Source organism: Sphingosinicella sp. SM1-17, assembly GCF_056821765.1.
The window spans coordinates 1,084,635-1,108,801 of record NZ_JBPDIO010000001.1 but is presented as its reverse complement, the minus strand read 5'-3'; the positions used below and the strand labels follow the sequence as shown (position 1 = coordinate 1,108,801).

Here is a 24,167-nt window from a genome sequence, read left to right as displayed (position 1 = left end):
CCCGATCGGTGCAGGAATGCTGGGAGCCTCCGGGTTAAGGAATTCTTAACGACGGCTACCGTGAGCCCCGCGAACAATCACATGGTTGACCACAGCCGCCGGGAAGTGCTTACCGGCGCCATGAGCGAAAGCATCTCCAACCGCCTGGCGGAACTTGGGATCGAACTTCCCGAAGCTGCCGCCCCCGTTGCCGCCTATGTGCCTGCCGTCGAAGTCAACGGTCTGCTCCACATTTCGGGGCAGCTTCCGTTCGAGGACGGCGCGGTCATGACCGGTCGACTGGGCGAGGATCGCGATCTCGACTTTGGCCAGCGGGCCGCCCGCGCCTGCGGAATCATGTTGCTCGCCCAGATCAGGAAAGCGGTCGGCTCGCTCGACCGGGTGGAGCGGATCGTCAAGCTGGGCGTGTTCATCAACAGCGCCGCCAGCTTCACCGACCAGCCGAAAGTGGCGAACGGCGCGTCCGAGCTGATGGAACAGGTGTTCGGTGAACGGGGCCGCCACGCCCGCAGCGCCGTCGGCGTTCCGGTGCTGCCGCTGGGCGCGGTCGTGGAGATCGATGCCGTCGTTGCCGTCAAGGCAGGCTAGGCTCGCCGCGCTGATCGGTCGGCCCTTCGCGCATCGTGGGCTGCATGGCCGCGGGCGTGTCGAGAACAGCCGGGCCGCTTTCGAAGCGGCGATCGAAGCTGGCCATGGCATCGAACTCGACGTTCAGGTGACGGCGGACGGGGAAGCGATCGTCTTCCACGACTACGAACTGGAACGGCTCACGACTCGGAACGGCCTCGTTTCCGGACTGACCGCAGCGGAACTGTGCCGGATCCTGCTCAAGGGAAGCGACGATCCGATCTCGACGCTCGCCGACACGCTGACGCTGATCGGCGGCCGGGCGCCCTTGCTCGTCGAGGTCAAATCGCCCGGCCGCCGGGTTGGTGCGCTGAGCCGAGCGGTGCTTCGGGCGCTGACTGGCTATGATGGCCCGGTGGGAGTGATGTCGTTCAACCCGGAGATCGGCCGCTGGTTCGCGCGCCATGCGCCCGAAATCCTGCGCGGACTGGTCGTTACCGAAGCCGGGGAGCCCCGGCGCCGGCGGATCGCACGCCATCTTGCCTCGTGGCGATCGAGACCGGACTTCCTTGCCTACGACATACGCGACCTTCCCTCGACATTCGCCGCCAGACACCGCGCGAACGGCTTGCCGGTTCTCACCTGGACCTGTCGAAGCGACGATCAGCGGAGGGCTGCGGCGCTGCACGCCGACCAGATCATCTACGAGACTGAGTCATGAGCAGCGACGCGATTCTCGCCCGGCTTGCCCCTGGCGGGATCGCCAGCTTCGCCCAGCAAGATTGGGATCGTTGCGCGGGAGCGGCCGATCCGTTCCTTTGCCACGCTTTCCTCTCGGCCCTGGAGGAATCCGGAAGTGCGACGCCCCGGACCGGCTGGCAACCTTTGCCGATTGCCATCGACGGCCCGGACGGCCGACCCGACGCGGTCCTGCCAGCCTATGTGAAGAGCCATTCGCAGGGCGAATATGTCTTCGATCATGCCTGGGCGGACGCCTATGAGCGTGCAGGCGGCGCCTATTATCCCAAGCTCCAGATAGCGGTGCCGTTCACGCCCGTTCCAGGGCGCCGACTGCTCACCCGGCAGCCCCTCCTGGCTCCGGCTCTGATCGCTGCGGCCGAGCGGGTGGTCGTCGCCCACGGCCTCTCTTCGGCCCACGCTACGTTCATCGCCGAGGAGGAGGTAGCCCTTTTCCGCGACGCCGGCTGGCTGATCCGAACCGACAGCCAGTTTCACTGGCTGAACCAGGGCTATGACAGCTTCGACGACTTCCTCGGCGCCCTTTCCTCGCGCAAGCGCAAGGCCATCCGCAAGGAAAGGGAACAAGCGCTGGAAGGGCTGGAGATAGTGCATCTGACCGGCCCGGCCATTTCCGAAGGGCATTGGGACGCCTTCTGGAGCTTCTATCAGGACACCGGTGCGCGGAAGTGGGGCCGGCCCTATCTCACCCGACGGTTCTTTTCCTTGCTCGGCGAGCGGCTTGCGGATCGAACCCTGCTGATATTCGCGCTTCGCGGCGGCGTCCCGATCGCCGGCGCTCTCAACCTCATCGGCGAAGACGTGCTGTACGGTCGCTACTGGGGCAGAGTGGAGGAGGTGCCGCATCTCCATTTCGAGATCTGCTATTATCAGGCGATCGAAGCGGCGATTGCGCTCGGATTGGACCGAGTCGAGGCTGGAGCTCAGGGGGCTCACAAGCTGGCTCGAGGTTATCGGCCGGTACCAACCTGGTCGGCGCATTTCATCGCCGATCCGAACTTCCGAAGCGCGGTTGCGAACTATCTGGAAGCGGAGCGTCGCGCCGTGGCTGAGGAGATTGCGGCGCTGGGGGAGTTCGTGCCCTTCAGAAAGAGCTGAAGCTCAGGCACATCGGCGCATGGAAGCAATTTCGGAAAGCCAGGCGCGGGCCTGTCGCTGGGCCTCGGCAATCTCTCGGGCCGTCATGTCCTCCGCGATCTCGGCGCGGCACTCCTGGGCGAGCGTGCTGCCGTTGAGGGCCGCCAGGTTGAACCATTTATGGGCTTCGATCAGATCGACAGGAACTCCGCCGCTGCCCGTCGAATAAGCAACCCCGAGTTCATAGAGCGCCTGGACATCACCGGCGGCTGCCTCGGCGATTCGGCTCTCCATCAGGAATGCCGCGGATTTGAAACTATGGCCCATCTGACATGCCCCCTGAAAAGTCGCCTGTCGAAAGCCTGTGTCACCGAACATCACCAACAAATGGTTAACGGTGCGGTGACCGACTAGCGGGGCTCCACCGGCACATTGTCGATGAGCCGGGTCCGGCCCAGCCGAGCGGCAGCCAGGAGTCGTGCGGGGCGCCGCAGAGACTCGACCGGCTCCAGCGTTTCCGAATCGCGCAGCTCGACATAGTCGATGGGATCGAAGCCCGCCGCTGCAAGCCGTTCCCGCGCCCGCTCCAGCACCTCCGCGGCGTGCGAACCATTGGCAAGCGCCTGAGCCGCCTCGCCGAGGGCACGGGGCAAGGCTCGGGCAGCCCGGCGCTCTTCGTCGGAAAGATAGGCATTTCGGGAAGAGAGGGCCACTCCATCGGCATCCCGCTGGGTTGGGATCCCGACGATCTCGACTTCGAGGTCCAGGTCGCGGACCATCCGCCGAATGACGGCGAGTTGCTGGAAGTCCTTCTCTCCGAACAGCGCGATGTCCGGCCGGACCTGATTGAACAGCTTCGTCACCACCGTTGCGACGCCCTCGAAATGCCCCGGCCGAGCGGCTCCATCCAGGTCACGGCTGACTCCGTCGACATTCACTCGGGTGGCGAAGCCCTCCGGATACATGGTCGCTGCGTCCGGAGCCCACAGGATCGCACAACCCTCTTCCTCCAGCATCCGGGCGTCGCTCGCCTCGCGGCGCGGATAGGTGGAAAGATCCTCATTGGCTCCGAACTGCCTTGGATTGACGAAGACCGAGGCGATCACGTGATCGGCTCGGCGCCGAGCCTCCGCAACCAGCGCCATATGTCCGGCATGAAGGGCGCCCATCGTCGGAACGAAGGCGATCGTTCCGCCCTGGCGGCGAAGCTCCGCCAAAGCAGCGCGTAAGACAACGAGTTCACGGATGATTTGCACCGCTCCGCAGGCTCCGATAGAGGAATGAGGCGGGCTCTTTGCGAGCCCGCTTTCGCAAGATCAAGTCTCTGGGCAGCAGGTCATGGCTGGCGCATCGCCGCATTATATCGTCTTCGCCAACGAAAAGGGCGGCACCGGAAAGTCGACCACGGCGGTGCACAGCGCCGTCGCCTTGGCCGCTCAGGGCCGTCGGGTTGCGGCGCTGGATCTGGATACCCGCCAGCGCACCCTCGGACGGTATCTCGACAACCGCGCCGCGACGATGGCGCGGATGCAGATCGACCTGCCGATGCCGGTTTACGCAACGTTCGACCCGGACAAGGGAGAGACGCTGGAAGCGGCGATCGAACGAGTCGGTGCCGATTGCGACGTTCTGGTCGTGGACACGCCCGGGCGCGACGACGCTTATGCTCGCGCCGCCATGGTCCAGGCCGATACGCTGGTCACGCCGATCAACGACAGCTTCGTCGATCTGGATCTGATCGGCGAAGTCGATGCCGAGACCTACCGGGTGAAACGGCCGAGCTTCTATGCCGAGCTGGTATGGAACAGCCGGACGCAGCGCGCCAAGGCTCATGGAGCGAGCGTCGACTGGGTCGTGCTCCGAAACCGGATGCAGCATATCGAAGCGCGCAACATGAAGCGGGTCGGCGATGCGCTTACCGAGCTTTCGCGCCGAGTCGGGTTCAGAGTGATTCCCGGTCTTCACGAGCGGGTCATCTACCGCGAGCTTTTCCCGAAGGGCCTGACGCTGCTCGACCTCCAGCAGCTTGGCCAGGTGGGGATCGCTCACATCGCTGCTCGACAGGAGCTGAGGGAGATGATCGCCGGCTTCGGTCTGCCCGAACCCGGCTCCAGCGTGGCGCCGAGGCGGGCCGTCGCGAGCTGATGATCAAGATCCTGATTCTCGTCGTGCTCGCGGCGGGGATGTATTTCCTGTGGCGGCGCGGAAAGGTTCGTCCCGCGTCGATGAGCCCGGCCGAGGCTCGTGCCCTGCTCGGACTCGACGAAGGGGCGGACCTGGCCGATATCCGCGCCGCGCATCGCCGCCTCATAGCCAAGGTACATCCTGATGCTGGCGGCTCGGCGGAGCTTGCCACGCGGGTCAATGCCGCGCGCGACGCCCTGGTTGCCGAGTTGAACCGAAGGACGCCTCGAGCGTCCTGACTTTTCCCGAAACGATGGAGTTCCGAATGAGCCACAGCTTCCACCCCACCTCCCTTCGCGAATATGACATCAGGGGAGTCATCGGGAAGACGCTGGGCGAAGCGGATGCTCTGGCGCTCGGTCGAAGCTTCGGAACCCTCGTCAGGCGGCGGAACGGCAGCCGGGTCGCCGTCGGACGCGACGGACGCGAAAGCTCGCCGTTGCTGGAAGCTGCACTGGTTCAGGGACTGAATGAGAGCGGCGTCGATGTCGTTCGGGTCGGGCTTGGGCCGACGCCGATGCTCTATTTCGCCGAAGCCGAACTTGAGGTGGACGGCGGCATCCAGATCACCGGCAGCCACAACCCGCCCGAATATAACGGATTCAAGATGGTGCTTCAGGGAAGCGCCTTCTTCGGGCAGGACATTCAGAAGGTCGGAGCGATGTCGGCGGCGGCCGACTGGGAATCGGGCAGCGGCTCGGCAAGCGACGAGGACGTGCTCGACCGCTACGTGGACCGGCTGCTTCAGAATTTCGACGGTGGCGAGTTCCGGATCGCCTGGGATGCGGGGAATGGCGCGGCCGGTCCTGCCCTCGAACGGCTCGCGGCTCGACTGCCGGGCGAGCATCACCTGCTCTTTACCGAAGTGGACAGTCGCTTTCCGAACCACCATCCCGATCCGACCGACGAGAAGAATCTCGCCGATCTCAAGGCGCTGGTTCGGGACAAGAAGCTCGATTTCGGCGTCGCGTTCGACGGCGACGGCGATCGGATCGGGGCAATCGACGGGGAAGGTCGGGTGATCTGGGGCGACCAGCTCCTCTCCATCCTCGCCGAGCCGGTGCTCGAAGCGGAGCCGGGCGCCACGATCATTGCCGACGTGAAGGCCAGCCAGGCATTGTTCGATCGAGTGGCGGAGCTCGGTGGAACTCCCTGCATGTGGAAGACGGGGCACAGCCTGATCAAATCCAAAATGAAGGAAACCGGAGCGCCGCTCGCCGGAGAAATGAGCGGCCACATCTTTTTCTCCCATGAATATTATGGATTCGACGATGCGCTTTATGCCGCGGTCCGACTCATCCGGGCGGTGACCCGACTTGGCGGCTCGTTGACAGCCCTGCGTTCGGCCATGCCGGACGTGGTCAACACGCCGGAAATGCGGTTCCAGGTGGACGAAAGCCGCAAGTTCCAGGTCGTCGAGGAGGTGCTCGAACGGCTCGCCGCCAGCGGCGCCGAGGTGAATCGCACGGACGGAGCGCGGGTCACGACGGCGGACGGCTGGTGGTTGCTGCGTGCTTCGAACACCCAGGACGTCCTCGTCGCCCGCGCCGAAGCCCGGGACCAGGCTGGTCTCGAGCGCCTGGTCGCGCAGATCGACGATCAGCTCGCCTTGTCCGGAGTCAAGCGCGGCCCGCAGGCGTCACACTGATGCCGATCAATGCCGAGGCGCTGACCTTCGGAGTCGCGTGGGCTGCAGTGGCCACGGCAGCTGGGCTCCTCGCCGGCTGGATCGCCGGCGCCGTTCTGTCCGTCGGACTGCTCCTGTTGATCATGCCGGCAAGCAGCCTGGTACTTTCGCGCACCGGCAGCTTCAGGATGGAGCGACAGGTCCGCTGGGGCATATTGGCGTTCGGAGCACTGATTTTCGTGCTCTGGTCCTCCGCCGCCTAGTCGTCCTCGTCCTCATAGCCGACAAGGTTCAGTTCCCGAGCCTTGATCTGGTGTGTCATGCACCAATGCTTCAGCGCTTCCTCCCGACCGTGGGTGATCCACACCTCGCGCGGTGCAATTTCGGCGATCGTCTGGGTGAGCTCGTCCCAGTCGGCATGGTCGGAAACGATCAGCGGGAGCTCCACCATGCGCTGACGGGCACGCTGCCGGACTCGCATCCAGCCCGAGGCCATGGCCGTGATCGGGTCGGGCAGTCGCCGCGACCAGCGGTCATTGAGACAGCCCGGCGGCGCGAGAACGATCTTTCCCCGAAGTTCGTCCTTTGAGGCACCGGTCGCCGGACGAAGCTCGCCGAGCGGCACTCCGAAAGCGGCATAAAGGTCGCACAAGCGCTGCAGGGCGCCGTGTATGTATATCGGGTCATGATGCCCGCGGCAGCGAAGTTCGACGATCAGCCGCTGCGCCTTGCCGAGCGCATAGGCTCCGACAAGGATGCACCGATCGGGATTGTCGTGCAGCCGCCGGAGCAGCCGATCCATTTCCTCGGCCGTTGCGGGGTGGCGGAAAACCGGAAGTCCGAAGGTGGCTTCGGTGACGAAGATGTCGCAAGGCACCGGCTCGAACGGCGCGCAGGTCGGATCCGGGCGCCTCTTGTAATCGCCAGAAACGACAATCCGCTCGCCGGCATGTTCGAGGACGATCTGCGCCGATCCGAGAACGTGCCCGGCCGGCACGAAGCTTATCTCGACCTCCCCCAGTCGGATCACCTCTCCATAGGCAACCGGATTCGCGGTCTGGTCGCCATAGCGGCACGCCATGATCGCCAGGGTCTCGGGGGTGGCCCAAACCTTCCCGTGGCCGCCGCGGGCATGGTCCGCATGGCCGTGAGTGATGAGCGCCTTGTCCTTCGGCTGCGACGGATCGATCCACGCATCGGCGGGCTTCACATAGATGCCTTCGGAAAAAGGCTCTATCCAGGAACCGAGACGGGCCATCATGAGCTATATGGGCGATACCATTTGTCCGGCCAAGGAGGCCGGAGCGAGACAGAAGGGAGCGAAAGATGGACGCGGGTGGATTCAACTGGAGCCTGCTCAACATCATCGGCCCGATCCTGCTGCTTGTTGTCATCGCCTGGGCATTGCTGCGCAATCGCGCCTCGCGACGGCGGACGGACGACACGGAAGCGGCTACTCACCGTCTTTACGACGAGGAGGATCGGGAGCATCGCGGCGAGAGTGACAACGTCCCCTGAACTTCGCGCATGACCGGACTGCCCGCGCCGGTCGCCGCCTGGTTTGCGGCGAAGGGCTGGGAAATCCGTCGACACCAGCGCGAGATGCTGGAGGCGGCCCGCGCCGGGCGGAGCGCGCTCCTGGTGGCGCCGACCGGCGCAGGGAAGACGCTTGCCGGCTTCCTCGCCAGCCTCGTCGATCTGGTCGAGCAGCCGAGCGAAGACCTTCACACCCTTTATATTTCGCCGCTCAAGGCGCTTGCGGTGGACGTGCAGCGCAATCTGCTCACGCCGATCGGCGAGATGGGGCTGGATGTCCGGGTCGAGACCCGGACCGGCGACACTCCGGCAGATCGGAAGGCTCGGCAGCGCATGCGGCCACCGCACATGCTTCTGACGACTCCGGAATCGCTCAGTCTCCTGCTGAGCCATGAAGACAGCTTCCGACTGTTCCAGCGGCTGAGCACCGTCATCATCGACGAAATCCATGCTTTCGCCACGACCAAGCGAGGCGACCTGCTGGCGCTGGCCCTGGCGCGGCTGCAGCGGCTTGCTCCCGGCCTTCGCCGAGTCGGCCTTTCAGCGACCGTCGCCGACGAGGAAGCCTTTCAGGGCTGGCTTGCGCCCCATGGCGACGTCGAAGCCGTGACCCTCGTCCGCGGCGATCCCGGCGCCGAACCGAATATCAGGATCATGCTCCCGGAGGATGAGCGCATCCCCTGGTATGGCCATAGCGGCCGCTGGGCGGCAGCCCGGGTGATGCGCGAGATCGAGCGGCACCGGACGACGCTGGTCTTCTGCAACACGCGAAGCCTGGCCGAGCTGACGTTCCAGGATCTCTGGGCGGTGAACGACTCCGCGCTTCCGATCGGGATCCATCACGGCTCCCTGGCCGTCGAGGCACGGCGGAAGGTTGAGGCCGCGGTCGCAGCTGGCAGGCTGCGGGCGCTGGTCTGCACCGCAAGTCTCGACCTGGGCGTCGACTGGGGCGACGTCGACCTGGTCATCCAGATGGGCGCCCCCAAGGGCGCTTCCCGGCTCGTCCAGCGGATCGGACGTGCCAACCATCGCCTGGACGAGCCGAGCAAGGCGATCCTCGTTCCCGGCAATCGATTCGAATATCTCGAAGGCCGCGCCGCGCTCGACGCGATCGAGGCGGGAGAGCTCGATTCGGAGATGTTTCGATCCGGCGCGCTGGACGTTCTTGCCCAGCATGTCATGGCGCTCGCCTGCGCATCGCCATTCCAGGAATCCGAGCTTCTCGAAGAGGTTCGAAGCGCGGCGCCCTATGCCGGACTCGACGCCGACACGTTCAGCCAAATCCTCGGCTTCATCGAGAGCGGCGGCTATGCGCTTCGGGCCTATGACCGGTTCAAGCGTCTGGTCCGCGATCCGGACGGAACCTGGCGGATTTCGCATCCCCGCTTCGTCCAGCAGCACCGGCTGAATGCGGGGATCATCGTCGACGCTCCCCTGCTCGACGTCCGGTTCCGCAACGGCCGCAGGCTTGGCACCGTTGAAGACGTATTCGCTTCGACCTTGAGCGTCGGTGACACCTTCTTCTTCGCCGGCCTGACCCTCGAAGTCGAGCGGATGACCGCAACCGATCTCATCGTCCGAGCCACCAGCAGGTCGGCGCGGATCCCCACCTATGTCGGCACGCGCATGGCGATGACGACCCATCTTGCCGATCGGGTACGCCATTTCCTTGCCGACCGGGCGCAATGGGCGCGATTCCCCGACGACGTTCGCGACTGGCTGGAGGTCCAGGCGCGTCGATCCGGGCTTCCGAAGCCGGATCAGCTGCTCGTCGAGACCTTTCCCCACGAGGGGCGCCATTACATGGTCATCTACAGCTTCGAAGGCTGGAACGCCCATCAGTCGCTCGGCATGCTGATCCTCCGGCGGATGGAGTCGGCCGGCCTGAAGCCGCTCGGCTTCGTGTCCAACGATTATGCCCTCGCCTGCTACGGTCTCGAGCCGATCGCAGATCCGCACGCCTTGCTCAGCCCCGACCTGCTCGAAGAGGAGTTCGTCGAATGGGTCCAGGGGTCCAATCTGCTCAAGCGGGCCTTCCGCGAAGTTGCCGTGATCGGCGGGTTGGTCGAACGGCATCATCCCGGCAAGCGCAAGTCCGGCCGGCAGGTCACCTTCTCGACGGACCTGATTTATGACGTGCTTCGCCGCTACGAGCCCGATCATCTGCTGCTTCGGGCCGCATGGGAGGATGCCAGGACCCGACTGACCGAGGTTCGCCGATTGGGCTCGCTGCTCGACCGGGCCGTGGCCACCATGCTTCACAAGCCGATCGACAGGATCAGTCCGCTTGCGGTTCCGGTGCTGGTCATGATCGGTCGCGAAACGGCCCCGGCCGGAACGGCCGAAGACGAATTGCTGATCGAGGCGGAGGCCCTCGCCGCGAACGCGATGCGGATCGACTGACGGACCCGCCGGATCAAATTGCCGCTACCGGCAGTTACCGACACGATATAATCGGCTGACTTCATGGACATCTCGCTCGAACTGCATTGCGAACATTGCGGAAGCGCCAATTTCAGCCTGCCGGATCCGCCGGAGGCGGGCCATCTGGGATGCAACGATTGCGGACGGGAGCTCGGGACCCTGGCTGAGCTTCAGGCGGCGCTCATGGCCTGCGTCGAGGCGAAATCGGCGCAAGCCCTGCGCAACGGGCCATCCGCGCACCTCCCTTGACTTGACCCCGGCGCTCCGGCGGTTTCAATGACGGAACCGAAACTGGAGTCCGTTCATGCGCCTTCCGACCGCTTTCCTCCTCGCCGCTGTTTTCGCCCTCCCCGCGTCTGCTCAGACCGATGTCACGCCCGAGGACCGGCTGGTGCACGAGCAAATGCTGGTGCTCGACACCCATCTCGACATTCCCGCGCGGTTCGACAGTGGCGACTGGGATTTCTCCGAACACCACCATCATGGCTGGGACGGGAGCCAGGTCGATCTACCCCGGATGGAACTTGGCGGTCTCGATGGCGGCTTCTTCGTCATCTACACGCCGCAGGGTGAACTGACCCCTGCGGCCTATGCCCAGGCGCGCGACGGGGCCCTGATCCGGGCCGCCGCGATCTGGCGGGTGATCGGCGAGAATCGCGACCGAATGGGTCTGGCGCTGACGGCGGAGGATGCCGAGCGACTCCATTCCGAGGGCAAGCGGATCGCCTTTATCAGCATCGAAAATAGCTGGCCGCTCGGCGAGGATCTGTCCTTGCTGAGGACCTTTCACCGGCTGGGCGTGAGAATGGCGGGGCCGGTACACAGCCGGACCAATCAGTTCGCCGACAGCACGACCGGGGAAGCGCGCTGGAACGGACTTTCGCCGCTGGGTCGGCGCTGGATCGAGGAGATGAATCGGCTCGGCATGGTGATCGACGGGAGCCACGCCTCCGACGCCGCGATCGACCAGATGATTGAACTCAGCCGGGTTCCGATCGTCCTCTCGCACCACGGGCCGCGCGCCATCCTCGATCATCCCCGGAATACGACGGACGAACGTCTGCGGAGGCTCGCACGGAGCGGCGGCGTCATGTTCATGAACACCGTTTTCCTTGGCGAGGAGGACCGTTCCGCCGAACGTAGCGCGATCGAGCAGCGCCAGCGCCGCTGGAACACGCTCAACCCCGCCGAGCGCCGACGTCTGCTCGCCGACCTCGCCGCACTCGAGCGTCCGGCGACGACAGCGACGTTCGAGACTTTCATGCAAAGCCTGCTCCACGCCGTTTCGGTCATGGGCGTCGATCATGTCGGTCTTGGCGCCGACTGGGACGGCGGAGGCGGAGTGATCGGCATGGAGGATATCACCGCCCTTCCCCGGATCACCGCACGCCTTCGACGTGAAGGATTCAGCGAGGCCGACATCGCCAAGATCATGAGCGGCAATCTGCTCCGGGTCCTCCGCCAGGCCCAGCGCTACGCCGACCAGCGCCGCCCGTCTTGAAGACAGCGCAAGGCTGACTAGATGATTCCCGCCGGAAGCCCGATGCCGCTTCCGGTGCCACCGGGGCTTGCGCCCGGCCGGGGCGAGCTCCGTTCGATGTTGCTCAGAAGGAGGACATGGACATGAGGGGTCTCGATTTCTCGCCCTACCGCCGTTCCACCGTCGGGTTCGACCGTCTGTTCGACTTCCTGGAAAATGCCAGTCGCGCCGAGCAGGAGAATTATCCCCCGTTCGACATCGAAAAGCTCAGCGACGATTCCTACCGGATCACTCTGGCCGTCGCCGGCTTCAAGCGCGACGACCTGGAAATCACGGCTCAGCAGAACATGCTCGTGATCGCCGGACGCAGATCCGAGAGTCGAAACCGAGACGGCAATTATCTGCACATGGGCATTGCCACCCGGGCCTTCGAGCGTCGCTTCGAGCTGGCGGATTTCGTCAGGGTGACCGGTGCCGACCTTCGCGACGGCCTGCTTTCGATCGAGCTTGTACGTGAGGTTCCGGACGCCATGAAGCCGCGCAAGATCGACATCCGTAGCGGTGAAGCGACCACTCTGTCGCGGGAGGATGGCCAGGAGGAGCCCGGTCCGCAGCCGGCGGACCAGGAGGCGCAAACCGCCTGACCGGCCGATGATCCGGCGCCGCAGTGTCGGCGCCGGCTTCGCTTCGCTTCCGGTTTCGAAACCGTCCCTCCGCCGAAGCGCGACCGATCTCGACCCGCTGGCGTCCCGCTTATTGCACGAGGTTCACCGTCGTGAAGCGGCCCCGGCCTCGTTCCGGAGCAGACCGCGATGATTCAGGCGTGGTTTATGATCGGTCCGGCACAGTCGACATATTGCGCGTGCAAATTTGCTTTCGGAGCTGTAACGGGCGCGCTTTCACGAAGCGCAATGCTGCGCCGCAACAAAGGGATGACAGAAGAGAGCGGCCATGAAGTTGTTGAAGAAGCTACAGAATCCTTTCGTGCTGGTCGGTCAGGGCTTTGTCCTGGGCGGAATCATCTTCTTCGCGACCCATGTAGATTCGCTCGAAGCGCGCGGCCGGGACGCAGCGGTTCAGTCGTCGGTCCTGCCCGAACTGCCATCCGGCTCCTGATTGGTCACTCCCTGAGTCGGGCAACGCGCAGTTCGATCCGCTTGAGCTCGCAAAGAATCCGGTTGGCATGGATCGAAGGGGCCACTGACAATTTGATGGAAAGCGACATCAGCAGCAGAACCGCCGCCGGCAGCCCCCAGCGAAGCTGAGCGACCGGATCGGACGCTTCGAAGAACTTCCAGCCCGCCCAAGCGCCTGCCGCGAACAGCAGCGCCTGGATCAGCATCAGCAGTGCGACCATCCACCTGGTACCGGCTCCGAACAAGCCAAGCGCCCGCTCGACCAGTCCCGGCGGATCGCCGATCCGACGAAGCAATTCACTTTCTTCCTCGTTGAGCGCCTCGTCGATCATCCTGTCCAGGTCACGCATCATTCGTCTCCTTGCAGCACCACGCGCAGCTTGCGCCTCGCGTGCATGAGGCGGGTCTTCACCGTGCCCGCCGGGACGTCGAGAGCTACCGCCACTTCGGCGACACTCATTTCCTCCAGATGGAAGAGGGCGATGGCGGCCCGCTGGCCGGGCGGCAAAGCTTCGAGTGCGGCGCGCAGCCGTGCCCGATCGCTTGCATCGACCTGCCGCTCTTCGGGCTCGAAGCCGATCTCGGCTTCCAGCGCCGCCTCCAGCCGGCGCCGGCGCTGCGCGCCAGCGACCGACCGGGCACAACGGCGAGTGACGATCCGAAAGGCCCAGGCCGGAAAGGCATCGGCGTCAGCCAGTCGAGGCAGCCCCCGGACGATTTCCGTCCAGGCCTCCTGAACTGCGTCCTGCGCCGCTTCGGCATCGCCGAGCAGCCGCCAGGCATGGGCGGCAAGGCGCGGCTGCCAGGCGCGAATGAGCAGCACGAAGGCCCTGCGGTCGCCGAGCCGAGCGGATGCGACGAGATACGCGTCGAGGGCACGTCGCTTTGGCTCCAAATGCTTCACGTCCCGCCTTCTGCGTGGTTTCACGCTATAGGTGCCGATCGATCGGGCATCGGTTCAATTCGTGCGCTTGAAAGTTGTGCGACTGCACCGCATAGCCGGGCGATGGTTCGCTTTTCGTTCTGTGGAGAGGAGCTCCAGGCTCTTCCGCAAGGCGCGGTCTACTGGCCGCGTCGGAACGCCCTGCTCGTCGCCGATCTTCATCTGGAAAAAGCCAGCTGGTTTGCCCGGCTGGGCCAGATGCTCCCACCCTACGATTCGCTCGCCACGCTCGCCGACCTGACGGCTCTGGTCGCCGCTACCGGCGCGCGCGAAATCTGGTGCCTGGGCGATAGTTTTCATGACGAGCATGGCTGCGACCGACTGCCGGCTCGGGCGCGGGACTTGCTCACAAGGCTAACCGCAGAGACCCGCTGGACGTGGATCATCGGCAACCACGACCCAGGCTTCGCCGATCATTGCGGCGGAAGCATCGTCGAGGAAGCGCTGGTCGACGGTCTGGTGCTTCGCCATCAGGCCCATTCGAGCGAGACTCGGCCCGAACTCTCCGGCCATTTTCATCCCAAGCTGCGAATCAGCCAGCGCGGTCGGCAGGTCGCCCGCCGCTGCTTCGTTGCGAGCGAACGCAAGCTCGTCCTGCCGGCCTTCGGCGCCCTGACCGGCGGACTGGATGCAGCCCATCCCGAAATCCTTCGCGCGGTTGGAAGCCCAGCCGAGGCACTGGTGCCGGTTGCCGACCGGCTGCTTCGCTTCCCAATCGCCGCCTAGCTGCGTTTCAGCCTGGCTCGGATCAGGCCACGAACGCTGTTCCCAACCAGGAAACCCTGGAGCAGATCGGCCTCGACCAGATCCGCTTCGATGACCCCCGACTCCTCAATCAGCCGCTCCCTGAGCGTTCCCGGCAGGAGCCCCCGAACGAGCGGCGGCGTGACCAGCCTGCCACCCCGTTCGACAAACAGGGTGGTGAAGCTTCCCTCGGTGAGGAAGCCCCTATCGTCCCGGAACACCACTTCGAAGGTGCCGGCTCTCTCGCGAGCCTCGTCATAAAAGGCGCGATCCGAAGTCTTGAAGCGAAGCCGGAAGTCGTCGGAAGAAACCGGCAGAGGCACGACCGCCACTTCCACCGGCTCCGTCGGCTTGGGGTCCGGTTCGCGAAGCTCGATCGCCATCGCCCCGCTTCTCGACAGCCGCAGCCGCACCTTGCACGGACCGGCCCGGAAGGTAGCGGCCTGAAGCTCGTTGCGGGCCTCGTGACGGTCGAACCGGAAATCGAGCGCTTCGGCGCTTTGCTTCATCCGCGCCAGATGTCGGTCGAGATCGGCGAGGCCGGAATGCGGGTCGAACGCCATCGTCTCGATGAGGTCGAACCGCTTCTGACTTTCCACGAACCTTCCTTTCGCCAGGCATTCGCGCCATTCGTCGCCGGCGCGGCTGTCCGCGACGATGCCCGAGCCGAGCCCCAGCCGCGCCACCGATCCTCCTTCGGGAAGAGTCAGGGTTCGGATGGCGACGTTGAATTCGGCATCGCCGTCGCCCGTGAACCGGCCGACAGCTCCGCAATAGACGCCGCGAGGCCGTTTTTCGAGGGCCGCGATGATTTCCATCGCTCTTATCTTGGGGGCTCCGGTGATCGAGCCGCACGGAAAGATTGTCCGAACAAGATCGACTCCGTCGATGCCGTCGGCGGCGTCGGAGATGACGGTGGAGGTCATCTGAAGAACGGTGGGATAGACTTCGATCGCGAACAGTTCCGGCACTTTCACGGAGCCCGGCCTCGACACCCGGGAAAGGTCGTTGCGCAGAAGGTCGACGATCATGAGATTCTCGGCCCGCTGCTTGGGATCGTCGCGCAGCGCTGCCGGCTTTGATCCGGCCGGCGCCGTTCCCTTCATCGGTCGAGCCACGATCCGCCCCTTCTTCATGGTGAAGAACAGCTCGGGCGAGAGGCTCAGGATCCAGTGGGCGCCCGTGAAGACCAGGGCTCCATGACCGGCACGGGCGCGGAGGCGCAGGGCCGAGTAGAGCGCCGCGGGACTGCCGGCCGTCGGCACCTCTGACTGGAAGGTGAAGTTGGCCTGATAAATGTCTCCCGCGGCGATATGCTCGAGCACCCGATCGAGCGCCGCGCCATGATCGACTTTCGAAACGAGCGGGCGGGGACGCCCCGACCAGGCGCCGGCGGGATCGGGCAGGAAGGCCGATGCATCGATCTCCCTTCCCTCGTCGAACAGGCCGAACCAGAGCAGCGGCGGCGCCTCAGCCGAGGCCGGCCGAGCGAGGTGCGCCAGTTTCGGCTCCAGGGCATAGCCGGCTTCGTAGGAAAGGAACCCGGCCCCCGTTCGACCCCGCAGCCGTTCGAGACAGCCGGGCACCTCGCTCGGCTCGCGGGTTTCGACCACTTCGGTCGGAGCGCTGTAAAGGATTGCCCGCCCGCCCGGGCGCCCATCGTCGAGCAGAACAAACGGCGCGGTTGTCATCCTTGGGCAATTCGCCCATCTCGGGACGTCAGGAGAAAATAATTGGTCTGCAGCACCTTCGATCTGTTCAAGATCGGCGTTGGCCCGTCGAGTTCGCACACAATGGGTCCGATGACCGCGGCCTTCGCCTTTGTCGAGAGGCTTCGGGAAAAGGAGCTTCTCGAGCGAACCAAACGTGTCGAAGTGGACCTGTACGGCTCGCTCGCTTTGACCGGCAAGGGGCACGCAACCGATCGTGCGGTGCTCCTCGGTCTCGCGGGCGACCGACCGGATCGGATCGATCCCGACGAGGCCGAGAATCGACTGGCTCGGATCCGCTCAAGCGGGCGTCTCAGCCTCGGCGGCGAGCATGAAATCGCCTTCGACGAAGCTCGCGACCTGCGCTTCAACCAGCGGGAAAGGCTTCCGCACCACAGCAACGGCATGCGTTTCACGGCTTCCGCCGGCGAATCCATCGAAAGCAAAGTCTATTATTCGGTGGGCGGCGGCGCCGTCGTCGACGACAGTGCAGTCGAGCGCAACGCGCCTCCCGAAGGTGCCTGGGACGTCCCCTTCCGCTATGCTTCGGCGGCGGAACTGCTCGCCATCGCCGGACGCGAAAAGCTGACCATTGCCGAGATCGCCCGCGCCAACGAACGGGCCAATCTTTCGGACGCCGAGATCGATCGTCAGCTCGACGCCATCGTTCAGACGATGTCGGCCTGCATCGACCGAGGCATGGCCGCAGACGGAGTCCTGCCCGGCGGCCTGAAGGTGAAAAGGCGAGCGCCCGCTTTGCACCGGCTGCTCACCGAGCGCGCCGAGCGCGCACTTGCGGACCCGCTAACGGTGATCGACTGGGTGAATCTGTGGGCGCTGGCGGTGAACGAGGAAAATGCCGCCGGCGGGCGGGTCGTCACCGCGCCGACCAACGGCGCCGCCGGAATCGTTCCGGCGGTGCTCCGCTATTATCAGCGCTTCACGCCGCAATCCTCCTACCAGGGAGTCCATGTCTTCCTCCTTACCGCGGCCGCCATTGGCTCGCTGTTCAAGGAGAATGCGTCGATCTCCGGGGCGGAAGTCGGCTGCCAGGGCGAGGTCGGTGTCGCCTGTTCGATGGCCGCGGCGGGGCTCACCGCAGCGCTCGGAGGCTCGCCGGAGCAGGTGGAGAATGCGGCCGAGATCGGCATGGAGCATAATCTCGGGCTGACCTGCGATCCGGTCGGCGGACTGGTTCAGGTGCCCTGCATCGAGCGCAACGCCGTGGGAGCGATCAAGGCCATCGAAGCCTCGCGGCTCGCGCTCGTCGGCACGGGCGAGCATCGAGTCAGCCTCGATCAGGTGATCGAGACGATGCGCAGGACCGGTCTCGACATGAACGAACGCTACAAGGAGACCAGCCTTGGCGGACTTGCCGTCAACGTCGTGGAGTGCTGACCTTCAGAAGGTCCGGGTGATCCCGTAGAAGAGCGCCCCGATCAAGGCCGCGGCCGGCAGGGTGACGATCCAGGCAAAAACGATATTGCCGGCGACGCCCCAGCGCACCGCGGAAAACCGCCGCGCGGCACCAACGCCCATGATGCAGCCGGTGATCGTGTGGGTCGTCGAAACCGGGATTCCCATCGACGTGGCGGAAAAGAGCATGATCGCACCGCCGGTTTCGGCGGAGAATCCCTGGTGCGGAGTCAGTCGGGTGATCCTCGACCCCATCGTGTGCACGATCCGCCAGCCGCCCATCAGCGTTCCCAGGCCCATTGCCGCCTGGGCCGAAATCACCACCCAGAATGGCACGTAGAACGCGCTCCCGAGCAGGCCCTGGGAAAAAAGCAGGACGGCGATGATCCCCATCGTCTTCTGGGCGTCGTTCGCGCCATGCCCAAGCGAGTAGGCGGCTGCCGAGAGGAGCTGCAGGCTTCGGAATATCCGATCCGAGAGCCCGGCATTGACCGGTCTGAACAGCCAGGATGTCAGAACCACCAGCACGAGGGCGACCAACATCCCGATGGCCGGGGAAAGAAAGATCGCAGCGCTCGTCATGAGAACGCCGGACGATTCGATCACGCCCAGTCCTCCCTTGGCGATTCCGGCACCAAGCAGGCCGCCGATCAGGGCATGGCTGCTGCTCGACGGGATCCCCAGCAGCCAGGTTGTGACGTTCCAGCTGATCGCGCCCATCAGCGCTCCGAAGATGACCGACGGATCGATGACCAGCGGGTCGACAATGCCCTTGCCGATGGTTTCCGCGACGTGGAGGCCGAAGAAGAGGAAGGCGATGAAGTTGAAAAAGGCCGCCCAGGCGACCGCGACCTGCGGGCTGAGGACCCGAGTCGAGACGACGGTCGCGATCGAGTTGGCGGCATCGTGCATGCCGTTGAGGAAATCGAAGGCAAGGGCCACGCCGATGAGCGCGACGAGCAGCGGAAAAGCGAGCGTCGGCTCCATCAGGCGTGGTCGATCACGATGCCCTGGATCTCGTCGGCGACATCTTCGAGACTGTCGAGCACGCGCTCGACATGGCGGTACACCTCCCGCCCGACGATGAAGTCCATGACTTGCCCGGCGCCATGCGCCTGGAACAGCGCCTTCAATCCCTTCTCGTGGAGAAGGTCGGCCCGGCCTTCCAGATGAACGATGGATTCGGTGATTTCGTGCAGTCTCTGTCCGTTGCGGCCGACGTTGCGCAGCAGCGGGACGGCTTCGCGAACGAGCCGCGCCGCCTCGGACGCGTTGCGGCTCATCTCCAGCATTTCCGGTTCGAACTGGCCGACCTCGTAGAGCGTCACGGCTTTCGCGGTCTGCCACATCTCGTCCAGCGCATCGTCCATGGCCGAGGCCAAGGCCGTGATCGCGCTTCGATCGAACGGAGTGATGAAGGACCTGCGCACGGCGACGAGCACGTCCCGAGTGACATCGTCGCCGGCGGTTTCGTGCTCCGAAATCCGGCGGCAGGATTCCGCGACTCCGGCTTCACCGGCGAACATGGCCGTCATCGTGTCGGCGCCTGCGACGATGATCTCGGCCTGTCGTTCGAACAGATCGAAGAAGCGGTCCTCCTTCGGCATCATTGCCCGGATGAAGTTGAACATTCCGGCCCTCCTGCGGAAGCGGTAGCCGCCGATGACGAATGCCCCGTCACTGCCGAGCTCGGGCGGCGAGTCGGCGAAAGCGAGGATCAGATCTCTGAGGTCCGGCTCGTCGACCGACGCGGCTGCCTGCTTCGGCTCGAACCAGCGCACCGTCCGCTCCTTGCGCTCTGGCCAGGCATAATGCTGGTGCAGGACTCGCATCGGATAGACGGTGACCCGGGCCGGCACCGGCGCACCCGAGCGGCGGCGCTTGTCATAGGAATAATGGCCTGCGGGAAGCGTCGATATCTCCCCCTCCAGCCCTGCTTCCTCGAAGGCTTCACGGGCAGCCGTCTCGTGACCCTGCCGGCGCGGCATCGGATTCCCTTTCGGAATCACCCATCGTCCGGTGTCGCGGGAGGTGATCAGCAGGATTTGAAGGCCTTTTTCCGAATCGACCCGATACGGAAGCGCGGCGAACTGGGTGATCAACGGGCGCGCCCCGGCTCAGTCATTCCGCCGAGCGATCGCGCCGCCGTCGAAGCGGATTTCCGAGCCGTCGGCAAAGCCGCGATAGGTCCGCCTTCCCTCAGGCGTGTCGACGGCGAAGCGAAAGGCCGTCCCGATGAGCTCGACATCGCGAAGCTCCACGCTTTGTCCGCGCCCGGTCAGGGTGCCAACCACCTCTTGGAACCTCTGTTCCAGCTGAAGCGCCACCGTTTCGCCGGAGGTGTCGGTCATCGACCAGTTTCCGCCGACAACTGCCGGGACCACCCAGAAGTAGATGGTCGAGGCGTCGACGGCCCGTTGCGCGTCCGGCCGCCAGTCGCCGAGGGTGAAGTTGTGGCTGACGATCCGGGTACCCGGCCTCGCTTCGGTCAACAGACGCGGCCGAAGCCGCATGTTGATCTCCGGAAGCAGGTACATGGCGATGACGCTTGCCTCGGCAATCGGTGTGGCGAACAGATCCTGGCGCCGAAAGCGAACCCGATTCTCGACCTGGGCCAAAGCGGCGGCAGCGCTCGCTTCGGCGACTCGCGCCGGATCGATGTCGACCCCGAGCGCCCGGGCACCCCGCTGGGCCGCCATGATCGCAATTCGGCCGTCGCCCGAACCGAGATCGATCAGATAGTCTTCCGGTCCCACTGCGGCGATCTCCATCATCGCTTCGACCACCCGACGGGGCGTGGGTACATAAGGGACGTCGAGGTCAGCCTCGGAAAGCCGCGCCGGCGCCGGGTTCGTCGGCACGAAACCACCACCTTCGAAGGCGCAGGAGGCGAGCGCGAAGGGAAGGACGATCAGGAGCGGCCGCATTGCAGGCTTTCTAACAGGCGGCTCGGTTCTTGTATCCCCATGCCCGGTGCGCCATCTGCTCCGTCATGGACCTGCCGCTCAAAGTTGCGATCATTCCGGTAACGCCTCTCCAGCAGAATTGCTGCCTCGTCTGGTGCACGCGGACGATGAAGGGCGCCTTCACCGATCCCGGCGGCGACCTGGATCGACTCAAGGCGGCCGCCCGGCAGCAGGGCGTGACCATCGAGAAACTGCTGCTGACCCACGGCCATATCGATCATTGCGGGTCGGCCAAGATCCTCGCGGACGAGCTTGGAGTTCCGATCGAGGGTCCGCACGAGGCGGACCGCTTCTGGATTGCCCGTCTCGAAGATGACGGCCGGGCCTATGGGATTACCGGCAAGACCTTCGAATCGGACCGGTGGCTGAACGATGGCGACAAGGTCACGGTCGGGACGGTCGAGTTCGACGTTTACCATTGCCCCGGCCATACTCCAGGTCATGTCGTCTTCCACCATTCGCCTTCGCGCCTTGCGATCGTCGGCGACGTCCTTTTCCAGGGCTCGATCGGCCGAACCGATTTTCCGATGGGCAATCACCAGGACCTGATCGACGCGATCACCCGCAAGCTCTGGCCGCTCGGTGACGACACGACCTTCGTTCCCGGGCACGGCCCGGTCAGCACGTTCGGCCAGGAGCGCCGCACCAATCCCTTCGTCGGGGACCGGGTGCTCGCGAGCGGCTAGAGCGAGCGCGAGGCGCTGCGGCCGGGCGAGATTTCCATCCCGCCTCGGATCGGCGGGCTCTGATAGGCAATGAAGATCGCATAGCCGCCCAGCGCGAGCAGCACCGCCCAGCTGATCCCGATCCCGCCGACGCGAGGCGCATTCGCGCCGGGCCGATCCATTCCGAAAGCGTGAGCGATGCGGGCGAGGATGAACAGGATCGAGGCACCCCAAAGCCAGTGATTGCCGCCGGTCGCAAGTTCGAGAAATCCGAGCAGGACAAGAAAGATCGGCATGTTCTCGGCAAAGTTGGAATGGGCCCGCATCCGGCGCGCGAGAGCTTCATTGCCACCGTCGCCTACGGCGATTCGAAGTGGACGGCGAAGCCGGCTGACTCGAAGGCTGAGCCAGATGTGGAGAAGGGCGGCGGCGCCGGCGATGGTCAAGGTGATGGGCAGAATGATCATGAGGCTGTTCCCCGAAGCATGGCGCAGCTCGTCGCACGCCGTGGACTCGCTTGCAACGTCTCGCGAAGTCGCTATAGGCGGCAGCCTTTAAGCGAGGGCATCCGGCCGCGAGGCCAGCGGCCGCATTCGGCCGTTGAACCGCGGCAGCGCACTCGCCACATCATGCAACCGATCCAAGAAGAACAGGTGCCGACATGGCCGTCCCCAAAAGAAAAACCTCGCCGTCCCGCCGGAACATGCGTCGCAGCCATGACGCGCTGAAGCCGACGCAGTACCAGGAATGCCCGAACTGTGGCGAGCTTCGGCTGCCTCACAATGTGTGCCAGAGCTGCGGCCACTATAAGGGGCGTGAAATCCTGAAGTCCGAGGCCTAAGACGGCTCCGCCTTCAGCAGGGGAGACGACTTTCTTGGCCAACGGGCCCCGGATCGCGATCGATGCCATGGGGGGCGATAGCGGACCATCGGTGATGGTCGCGGGCGCCGCCCACGCCTTTGATCGGCGCGACGACCTGACTTTTCTCCTGTTCGGCAACGAAGCGGCGGTTCACCAGGAACTCGACAAGCATCGGGATCTGGCAGGCGCCTGCACGGTCATCCATTGCGACGATGTCATCGCCGGCACCGAGAAGCCGAGCCAGGCGATCCGTCGCGCCAAGTCGACATCGATGGGTTTGGCCATCGCCGCCGTGAAGTCCGGCGAGGCTCAGGCCGCCGTTTCCGGCGGCAATACGGGTGCGCTGATGGCCATGGCGAAGCTTGCGCTTCGCACCATGCCGGGAATCGACCGACCGGCGCTTGCGGCCCTGCTGCCGACGCTTGGCGAGAATGACCTGGTCATGCTCGACCTTGGCGCGAACACCGAATGCGACGTTCAGAATCTCGTTCAGTTTGCGGTTATGGGCGCGGCTTATGCCCGAGTCGTTCTCGACCTCGAGCGGCCGCGGGTCCAGCTCCTCAACATCGGCACCGAGGATCTCAAGGGAACCGACGAGCTGAAGGAAGCCGCAGCGATCCTCCGCGCTTCGACCGACCTTGGGATGCGGTTCGACGGCTTCATCGAGGCCGACAAGCTTTCCCGGGGCGACGCGGATGTCGTCGTGACCGACGGCTTTTCCGGCAACATCGCGCTCAAGTCCGTCGAGGGCACGGCGCGGTTTGTCACCGACCTCCTGCGGCGGGCTTTCACCAGCTCGATCCGCTCCAAGTTCGGGTTCCTCATCTCGCGACCGGCGACCGAGCTCCTCCGGCATCACCTCGATCCGAACAATCACAATGGCGCCGTCTTCCTCGGGCTCGACGGGTTGGTGGTGAAGAGCCACGGAAGCGCCAACGAAAAAGGCGTTGCCAATGCCATCCGGGTCGCGGCCCGGATGGTGCGTGAGGAACTGACCCGCAAGATCAAGGACGACCTGGCGAACGTGGCATCCCGCCAGTCGTCGGTCGCCGCGAAATGACCAGACGCGCAACCATCATCGGCACCGGGTCGGCCTTGCCGCCGCGGCGAGTCACCAATGCCGAGCTCGCCGAGCGAGTCGAGACGAGCCACGAATGGATCGTCGAGCGAACCGGAATCGAGGCTCGGCACATTGCCGCGGACGGCGAGACCACCGCCACCCTCGCGACGGAGGCAGCGCGCAAGGCGCTGGCCGCGGCCGGGATCGAGCCCGATCGGATCGGCCTCATCGTTCTCGCCACCGCGACGCCGGACCAGACCTTTCCGGCAAGTGCGACTCGGGTTCAGACCGCGCTGGGCATCGACGACTGCATCGCCTTTGACGTGGCCGCGGTTTGCACCGGATTTCTCTACGCCCTCTCCGTCGCCGACAATATGGTGAAGGGCGGAATGGCCGACTATGCGCTGGTCATCGGCTCCGAAACCTTCAGCCGGATTCTCGACTGGGAGGATCGCGCCACCTGCGTCCTGTTCGGCGACGGCGCCGGCGCGATCGTTCTCAAGGCCGAGGAAACGGAGGATTCCGGAATCCTCGCCACTCGCCTCCATGCCGACGGGCGGCACAACGATCTCCTCTATGTGGACGGCGGAGTCTCGACGACCGGAACCGTCGGCAAGCTCCGAATGAAGGGCAAGGAGGTCTTCCGCCACGCCGTCGTCAACCTGGCCGATGTCCTCAACGAGGTGCTGGGCGTCGCCGGACACCGTGTGGAGGAAGTCGACTGGGTGATTCCGCACCAGGCGAACAAGCGTATCCTCGACGCAACGGCGAAGAAGCTCGGAATCGATCCTGGCAAGGTCGTCGTCACGGTCGACCAGCATGCCAATACTTCGGCTGCCTCGGTGCCGCTCGCGCTCGACGTGGCCGTGCGCGACGGCCGCATCCGGAAGGGCGACCTGCTCGTGCTCGAAGCCATGGGCGGCGGATTCACCTGGGGCGCCGCAGTGGTCCGTTACTGAACAGGTTGGACGCTTAGCCGGATTGCGCTGAGCGCCAAGCTGGACTAGGGTTC

At 65.0% G+C, this 24,167-nt stretch carries 29 protein-coding genes; 19 read left to right on the top strand and 10 right to left on the bottom strand.

What is annotated here, in order from left to right:
• Positions 1-81: 81 nt before the first annotated feature.
• The 3 genes from ACRYLT_RS05645 to ACRYLT_RS05635 are packed head-to-tail and all read left to right on the top strand — an operon-like array spanning position 82 to position 2,424.
• Entirely contained in the window at positions 82-588 is a 507-nt protein-coding gene (locus tag ACRYLT_RS05645; protein WP_482663127.1) for a RidA family protein, read from the top strand.
• Positions 560-1,288 (top strand): glycerophosphodiester phosphodiesterase family protein, encoded by a 729-nt coding sequence (locus ACRYLT_RS05640; protein ID WP_482663126.1) that lies wholly within the window; start codon positions 560-562, stop codon positions 1,286-1,288. Before ACRYLT_RS05645 ends, ACRYLT_RS05640 begins: the two co-directional genes overlap by 29 nt.
• Entirely contained in the window at positions 1,285-2,424 is a 1,140-nt protein-coding gene (locus ACRYLT_RS05635; protein ID WP_482663125.1) for a GNAT family N-acetyltransferase, read from the top strand. Before ACRYLT_RS05640 ends, ACRYLT_RS05635 begins: the two co-directional genes overlap by 4 nt.
• Before the next feature lie 3 nt (positions 2,425-2,427).
• Here ACRYLT_RS05635 and ACRYLT_RS05630 read toward each other — a convergent pair whose 3' ends face one another.
• Both ACRYLT_RS05630 and panC read right to left on the bottom strand, forming a co-directional pair.
• Positions 2,428-2,730: a hypothetical protein gene (locus tag ACRYLT_RS05630; RefSeq protein ID WP_482663124.1), complete on the bottom strand. Its 303-nt coding sequence runs from the start codon at positions 2,728-2,730 to the stop codon at positions 2,428-2,430.
• 83 nt (positions 2,731-2,813) lie between these two features.
• Complete coding sequence (panC, locus tag ACRYLT_RS05625) at positions 2,814-3,659, bottom strand: pantoate--beta-alanine ligase (protein WP_482663123.1); 846 nt, start codon at positions 3,657-3,659, stop codon at positions 2,814-2,816.
• An 82-nt stretch (positions 3,660-3,741) separates the two neighbouring features.
• On the opposite strand from panC, the gene ACRYLT_RS05620 reads away from it, so the two are divergent.
• The 4 genes from ACRYLT_RS05620 to ACRYLT_RS05605 are packed head-to-tail and all read left to right on the top strand — an operon-like array spanning position 3,742 to position 6,477.
• Positions 3,742-4,548 (top strand): division plane positioning ATPase MipZ, encoded by an 807-nt coding sequence (locus ACRYLT_RS05620; protein WP_482663122.1) that lies wholly within the window; start codon positions 3,742-3,744, stop codon positions 4,546-4,548.
• A complete protein-coding gene (locus ACRYLT_RS05615; RefSeq protein ID WP_482663121.1) occupies positions 4,548-4,826 on the top strand; it encodes a J domain-containing protein in 279 nt (92 codons plus the stop codon). The genes ACRYLT_RS05620 and ACRYLT_RS05615 overlap by 1 nt, the downstream gene beginning before the upstream one ends.
• A 26-nt stretch (positions 4,827-4,852) precedes the next feature.
• Positions 4,853-6,235, top strand: a complete 1,383-nt coding sequence (pgmG, locus tag ACRYLT_RS05610; protein ID WP_482663120.1) for a phosphoglucomutase/phosphomannomutase PgmG — start codon at positions 4,853-4,855, stop codon at positions 6,233-6,235.
• Positions 6,235-6,477, top strand: coding sequence for a hypothetical protein (locus ACRYLT_RS05605; protein ID WP_482663119.1), 243 nt, complete (start codon positions 6,235-6,237; stop codon positions 6,475-6,477). Before pgmG ends, ACRYLT_RS05605 begins: the two co-directional genes overlap by 1 nt.
• Here the strand turns inward: ACRYLT_RS05605 and ACRYLT_RS05600 are convergent.
• Positions 6,474-7,472, bottom strand: coding sequence for a ligase-associated DNA damage response exonuclease (locus tag ACRYLT_RS05600; protein ID WP_482663118.1), 999 nt, complete (start codon positions 7,470-7,472; stop codon positions 6,474-6,476). The two genes, ACRYLT_RS05605 and ACRYLT_RS05600, sit on opposite strands and share 4 nt — an antisense overlap.
• A gap of 68 nt (positions 7,473-7,540) precedes the next feature.
• Here ACRYLT_RS05600 and ACRYLT_RS05595 point away from each other — a divergent pair, with 68 nt between their 5' ends.
• The 6 genes from ACRYLT_RS05595 (at position 7,541) to ACRYLT_RS05570 (ending at position 12,770) form a co-directional block, all read left to right on the top strand.
• Positions 7,541-7,732 (top strand): hypothetical protein, encoded by a 192-nt coding sequence (locus ACRYLT_RS05595; RefSeq protein ID WP_482663117.1) that lies wholly within the window; start codon positions 7,541-7,543, stop codon positions 7,730-7,732.
• A gap of 9 nt (positions 7,733-7,741) precedes the next feature.
• Positions 7,742-10,153, top strand: coding sequence for a ligase-associated DNA damage response DEXH box helicase (locus tag ACRYLT_RS05590; protein WP_482663116.1), 2,412 nt, complete (start codon positions 7,742-7,744; stop codon positions 10,151-10,153).
• A gap of 63 nt (positions 10,154-10,216) precedes the next feature.
• Complete coding sequence (locus ACRYLT_RS05585) at positions 10,217-10,423, top strand: hypothetical protein (protein WP_482663115.1); 207 nt, start codon at positions 10,217-10,219, stop codon at positions 10,421-10,423.
• Between the two features lie 55 nt (positions 10,424-10,478).
• On the top strand, positions 10,479-11,675 hold the full coding sequence (locus ACRYLT_RS05580; protein WP_482663114.1) for a dipeptidase: 1,197 nt from the start codon (positions 10,479-10,481) through the stop codon (positions 11,673-11,675).
• 122 nt (positions 11,676-11,797) lie between these two features.
• Entirely contained in the window at positions 11,798-12,298 is a 501-nt protein-coding gene (locus ACRYLT_RS05575) for an Hsp20 family protein (RefSeq protein WP_482663113.1), read from the top strand.
• Positions 12,299-12,605: 307 nt separating this feature from the next.
• Positions 12,606-12,770 carry a hypothetical protein gene (locus tag ACRYLT_RS05570; RefSeq protein ID WP_482663112.1) on the top strand — a complete coding sequence of 55 codons (165 nt, stop codon included), beginning with the start codon at positions 12,606-12,608 and terminating at the stop codon, positions 12,768-12,770.
• A gap of 4 nt (positions 12,771-12,774) precedes the next feature.
• Here ACRYLT_RS05570 and ACRYLT_RS05565 read toward each other — a convergent pair whose 3' ends face one another.
• Both ACRYLT_RS05565 and ACRYLT_RS05560 read right to left on the bottom strand, forming a co-directional pair.
• A complete protein-coding gene (locus tag ACRYLT_RS05565) occupies positions 12,775-13,140 on the bottom strand; it encodes a DUF6768 family protein (protein WP_482663111.1) in 366 nt (121 codons plus the stop codon).
• Positions 13,140-13,694: an RNA polymerase sigma factor gene (locus tag ACRYLT_RS05560; protein ID WP_482663110.1), complete on the bottom strand. Its 555-nt coding sequence runs from the start codon at positions 13,692-13,694 to the stop codon at positions 13,140-13,142. Before ACRYLT_RS05560 ends, ACRYLT_RS05565 begins: the two co-directional genes overlap by 1 nt.
• A gap of 102 nt (positions 13,695-13,796) precedes the next feature.
• On the opposite strand from ACRYLT_RS05560, the gene pdeM reads away from it, so the two are divergent.
• Positions 13,797-14,459 (top strand): ligase-associated DNA damage response endonuclease PdeM, encoded by a 663-nt coding sequence (gene pdeM / locus ACRYLT_RS05555; RefSeq protein ID WP_482663109.1) that lies wholly within the window; start codon positions 13,797-13,799, stop codon positions 14,457-14,459.
• Here pdeM and pabB read toward each other — a convergent pair.
• Positions 14,456-16,168, bottom strand: coding sequence for an aminodeoxychorismate synthase component I (pabB, locus tag ACRYLT_RS05550; RefSeq protein WP_482663108.1), 1,713 nt, complete (start codon positions 16,166-16,168; stop codon positions 14,456-14,458). The two genes, pdeM and pabB, sit on opposite strands and share 4 nt — an antisense overlap.
• Before the next feature lie 42 nt (positions 16,169-16,210).
• Here pabB and ACRYLT_RS05545 point away from each other — a divergent pair, with 42 nt between their 5' ends.
• Positions 16,211-17,584 carry an L-serine ammonia-lyase gene (locus tag ACRYLT_RS05545; protein ID WP_482663107.1) on the top strand — a complete coding sequence of 458 codons (1,374 nt, stop codon included), beginning with the start codon at positions 16,211-16,213 and terminating at the stop codon, positions 17,582-17,584.
• A 3-nt stretch (positions 17,585-17,587) separates the two neighbouring features.
• Here the strand turns inward: ACRYLT_RS05545 and ACRYLT_RS05540 are convergent, their stop codons facing one another.
• From ACRYLT_RS05540 to ACRYLT_RS05530, 3 genes are read right to left on the bottom strand one after another with little or no spacing between them, the layout of a single operon-like run.
• Positions 17,588-18,589, bottom strand: coding sequence for an inorganic phosphate transporter (locus tag ACRYLT_RS05540; protein WP_482663106.1), 1,002 nt, complete (start codon positions 18,587-18,589; stop codon positions 17,588-17,590).
• Entirely contained in the window at positions 18,589-19,704 is a 1,116-nt protein-coding gene (locus ACRYLT_RS05535; protein WP_482663105.1) for a DUF47 family protein, read from the bottom strand. The genes ACRYLT_RS05540 and ACRYLT_RS05535 overlap by 1 nt, the downstream gene beginning before the upstream one ends.
• A gap of 15 nt (positions 19,705-19,719) precedes the next feature.
• The gene (locus tag ACRYLT_RS05530) at positions 19,720-20,529 is read right to left on the bottom strand and encodes a class I SAM-dependent methyltransferase (RefSeq protein ID WP_482663104.1); all 810 of its coding nucleotides are present in this window, start codon (positions 20,527-20,529) and stop codon (positions 19,720-19,722) included.
• Between the two features lie 65 nt (positions 20,530-20,594).
• On the opposite strand from ACRYLT_RS05530, the gene ACRYLT_RS05525 reads away from it, so the two are divergent.
• Entirely contained in the window at positions 20,595-21,254 is a 660-nt protein-coding gene (locus tag ACRYLT_RS05525) for an MBL fold metallo-hydrolase (protein WP_482663103.1), read from the top strand.
• Here the strand turns inward: ACRYLT_RS05525 and ACRYLT_RS05520 are convergent.
• Positions 21,251-21,700: an MAPEG family protein gene (locus tag ACRYLT_RS05520; protein ID WP_482663102.1), complete on the bottom strand. Its 450-nt coding sequence runs from the start codon at positions 21,698-21,700 to the stop codon at positions 21,251-21,253. The two genes, ACRYLT_RS05525 and ACRYLT_RS05520, sit on opposite strands and share 4 nt — an antisense overlap.
• A gap of 194 nt (positions 21,701-21,894) precedes the next feature.
• Between ACRYLT_RS05520 and rpmF the strand changes: the two genes are divergently transcribed.
• Genes rpmF through ACRYLT_RS05505 form a run of 3 tightly spaced genes read left to right on the top strand, consistent with a single transcriptional unit; the run spans position 21,895 to position 24,114 of the window.
• A complete protein-coding gene (gene rpmF, locus ACRYLT_RS05515; protein ID WP_482663101.1) occupies positions 21,895-22,074 on the top strand; it encodes a 50S ribosomal protein L32 in 180 nt (59 codons plus the stop codon).
• A gap of 34 nt (positions 22,075-22,108) precedes the next feature.
• Entirely contained in the window at positions 22,109-23,155 is a 1,047-nt protein-coding gene (plsX, locus tag ACRYLT_RS05510; RefSeq protein WP_482663100.1) for a phosphate acyltransferase PlsX, read from the top strand.
• On the top strand, positions 23,152-24,114 hold the full coding sequence (locus ACRYLT_RS05505) for a beta-ketoacyl-ACP synthase III (RefSeq protein ID WP_482663099.1): 963 nt from the start codon (positions 23,152-23,154) through the stop codon (positions 24,112-24,114). The genes plsX and ACRYLT_RS05505 overlap by 4 nt, the downstream gene beginning before the upstream one ends.
• The last annotated feature ends 53 nt before the right edge of the window (positions 24,115-24,167 follow it).

Bases quoted from the DNA above. Each gene is read 5' to 3' on its own strand.
- ACRYLT_RS05645 (WP_482663127.1), top strand. From the start codon at position 82: ATGGTTGACCACAGCCGCCGGGAAGTGCTTACCGGCGCCATGAGCGAA.
- ACRYLT_RS05640 (WP_482663126.1), top strand. From the start codon at position 560: ATGCCGTCGTTGCCGTCAAGGCAGGCTAGGCTCGCCGCGCTGATCGGT.
- ACRYLT_RS05635 (WP_482663125.1), top strand. From the start codon at position 1,285: ATGAGCAGCGACGCGATTCTCGCCCGGCTTGCCCCTGGCGGGATCGCC.
- ACRYLT_RS05630 (WP_482663124.1), bottom strand. From the start codon at position 2,730: ATGGGCCATAGTTTCAAATCCGCGGCATTCCTGATGGAGAGCCGAATC.
- ACRYLT_RS05620 (WP_482663122.1), top strand. From the start codon at position 3,742: ATGGCTGGCGCATCGCCGCATTATATCGTCTTCGCCAACGAAAAGGGC.
- ACRYLT_RS05615 (WP_482663121.1), top strand. From the start codon at position 4,548: ATGATCAAGATCCTGATTCTCGTCGTGCTCGCGGCGGGGATGTATTTC.
- pgmG (WP_482663120.1), top strand. From the start codon at position 4,853: ATGAGCCACAGCTTCCACCCCACCTCCCTTCGCGAATATGACATCAGG.
- ACRYLT_RS05605 (WP_482663119.1), top strand. From the start codon at position 6,235: ATGCCGATCAATGCCGAGGCGCTGACCTTCGGAGTCGCGTGGGCTGCA.
- ACRYLT_RS05600 (WP_482663118.1), bottom strand. From the start codon at position 7,472: ATGGCCCGTCTCGGTTCCTGGATAGAGCCTTTTTCCGAAGGCATCTAT.
- ACRYLT_RS05595 (WP_482663117.1), top strand. From the start codon at position 7,541: ATGGACGCGGGTGGATTCAACTGGAGCCTGCTCAACATCATCGGCCCG.
- ACRYLT_RS05590 (WP_482663116.1), top strand. From the start codon at position 7,742: ATGACCGGACTGCCCGCGCCGGTCGCCGCCTGGTTTGCGGCGAAGGGC.
- ACRYLT_RS05585 (WP_482663115.1), top strand. From the start codon at position 10,217: ATGGACATCTCGCTCGAACTGCATTGCGAACATTGCGGAAGCGCCAAT.
- ACRYLT_RS05580 (WP_482663114.1), top strand. From the start codon at position 10,479: ATGCGCCTTCCGACCGCTTTCCTCCTCGCCGCTGTTTTCGCCCTCCCC.
- ACRYLT_RS05575 (WP_482663113.1), top strand. From the start codon at position 11,798: ATGAGGGGTCTCGATTTCTCGCCCTACCGCCGTTCCACCGTCGGGTTC.
- ACRYLT_RS05570 (WP_482663112.1), top strand. From the start codon at position 12,606: ATGAAGTTGTTGAAGAAGCTACAGAATCCTTTCGTGCTGGTCGGTCAG.
- ACRYLT_RS05565 (WP_482663111.1), bottom strand. From the start codon at position 13,140: ATGCGTGACCTGGACAGGATGATCGACGAGGCGCTCAACGAGGAAGAA.
- pdeM (WP_482663109.1), top strand. From the start codon at position 13,797: ATGGTTCGCTTTTCGTTCTGTGGAGAGGAGCTCCAGGCTCTTCCGCAA.
- pabB (WP_482663108.1), bottom strand. From the start codon at position 16,168: ATGACAACCGCGCCGTTTGTTCTGCTCGACGATGGGCGCCCGGGCGGG.
- ACRYLT_RS05540 (WP_482663106.1), bottom strand. From the start codon at position 18,589: ATGGAGCCGACGCTCGCTTTTCCGCTGCTCGTCGCGCTCATCGGCGTG.
- ACRYLT_RS05530 (WP_482663104.1), bottom strand. From the start codon at position 20,529: ATGCGGCCGCTCCTGATCGTCCTTCCCTTCGCGCTCGCCTCCTGCGCC.
- ACRYLT_RS05525 (WP_482663103.1), top strand. From the start codon at position 20,595: ATGGACCTGCCGCTCAAAGTTGCGATCATTCCGGTAACGCCTCTCCAG.
- ACRYLT_RS05520 (WP_482663102.1), bottom strand. From the start codon at position 21,700: ATGATCATTCTGCCCATCACCTTGACCATCGCCGGCGCCGCCGCCCTT.
- rpmF (WP_482663101.1), top strand. From the start codon at position 21,895: ATGGCCGTCCCCAAAAGAAAAACCTCGCCGTCCCGCCGGAACATGCGT.
- ACRYLT_RS05505 (WP_482663099.1), top strand. From the start codon at position 23,152: ATGACCAGACGCGCAACCATCATCGGCACCGGGTCGGCCTTGCCGCCG.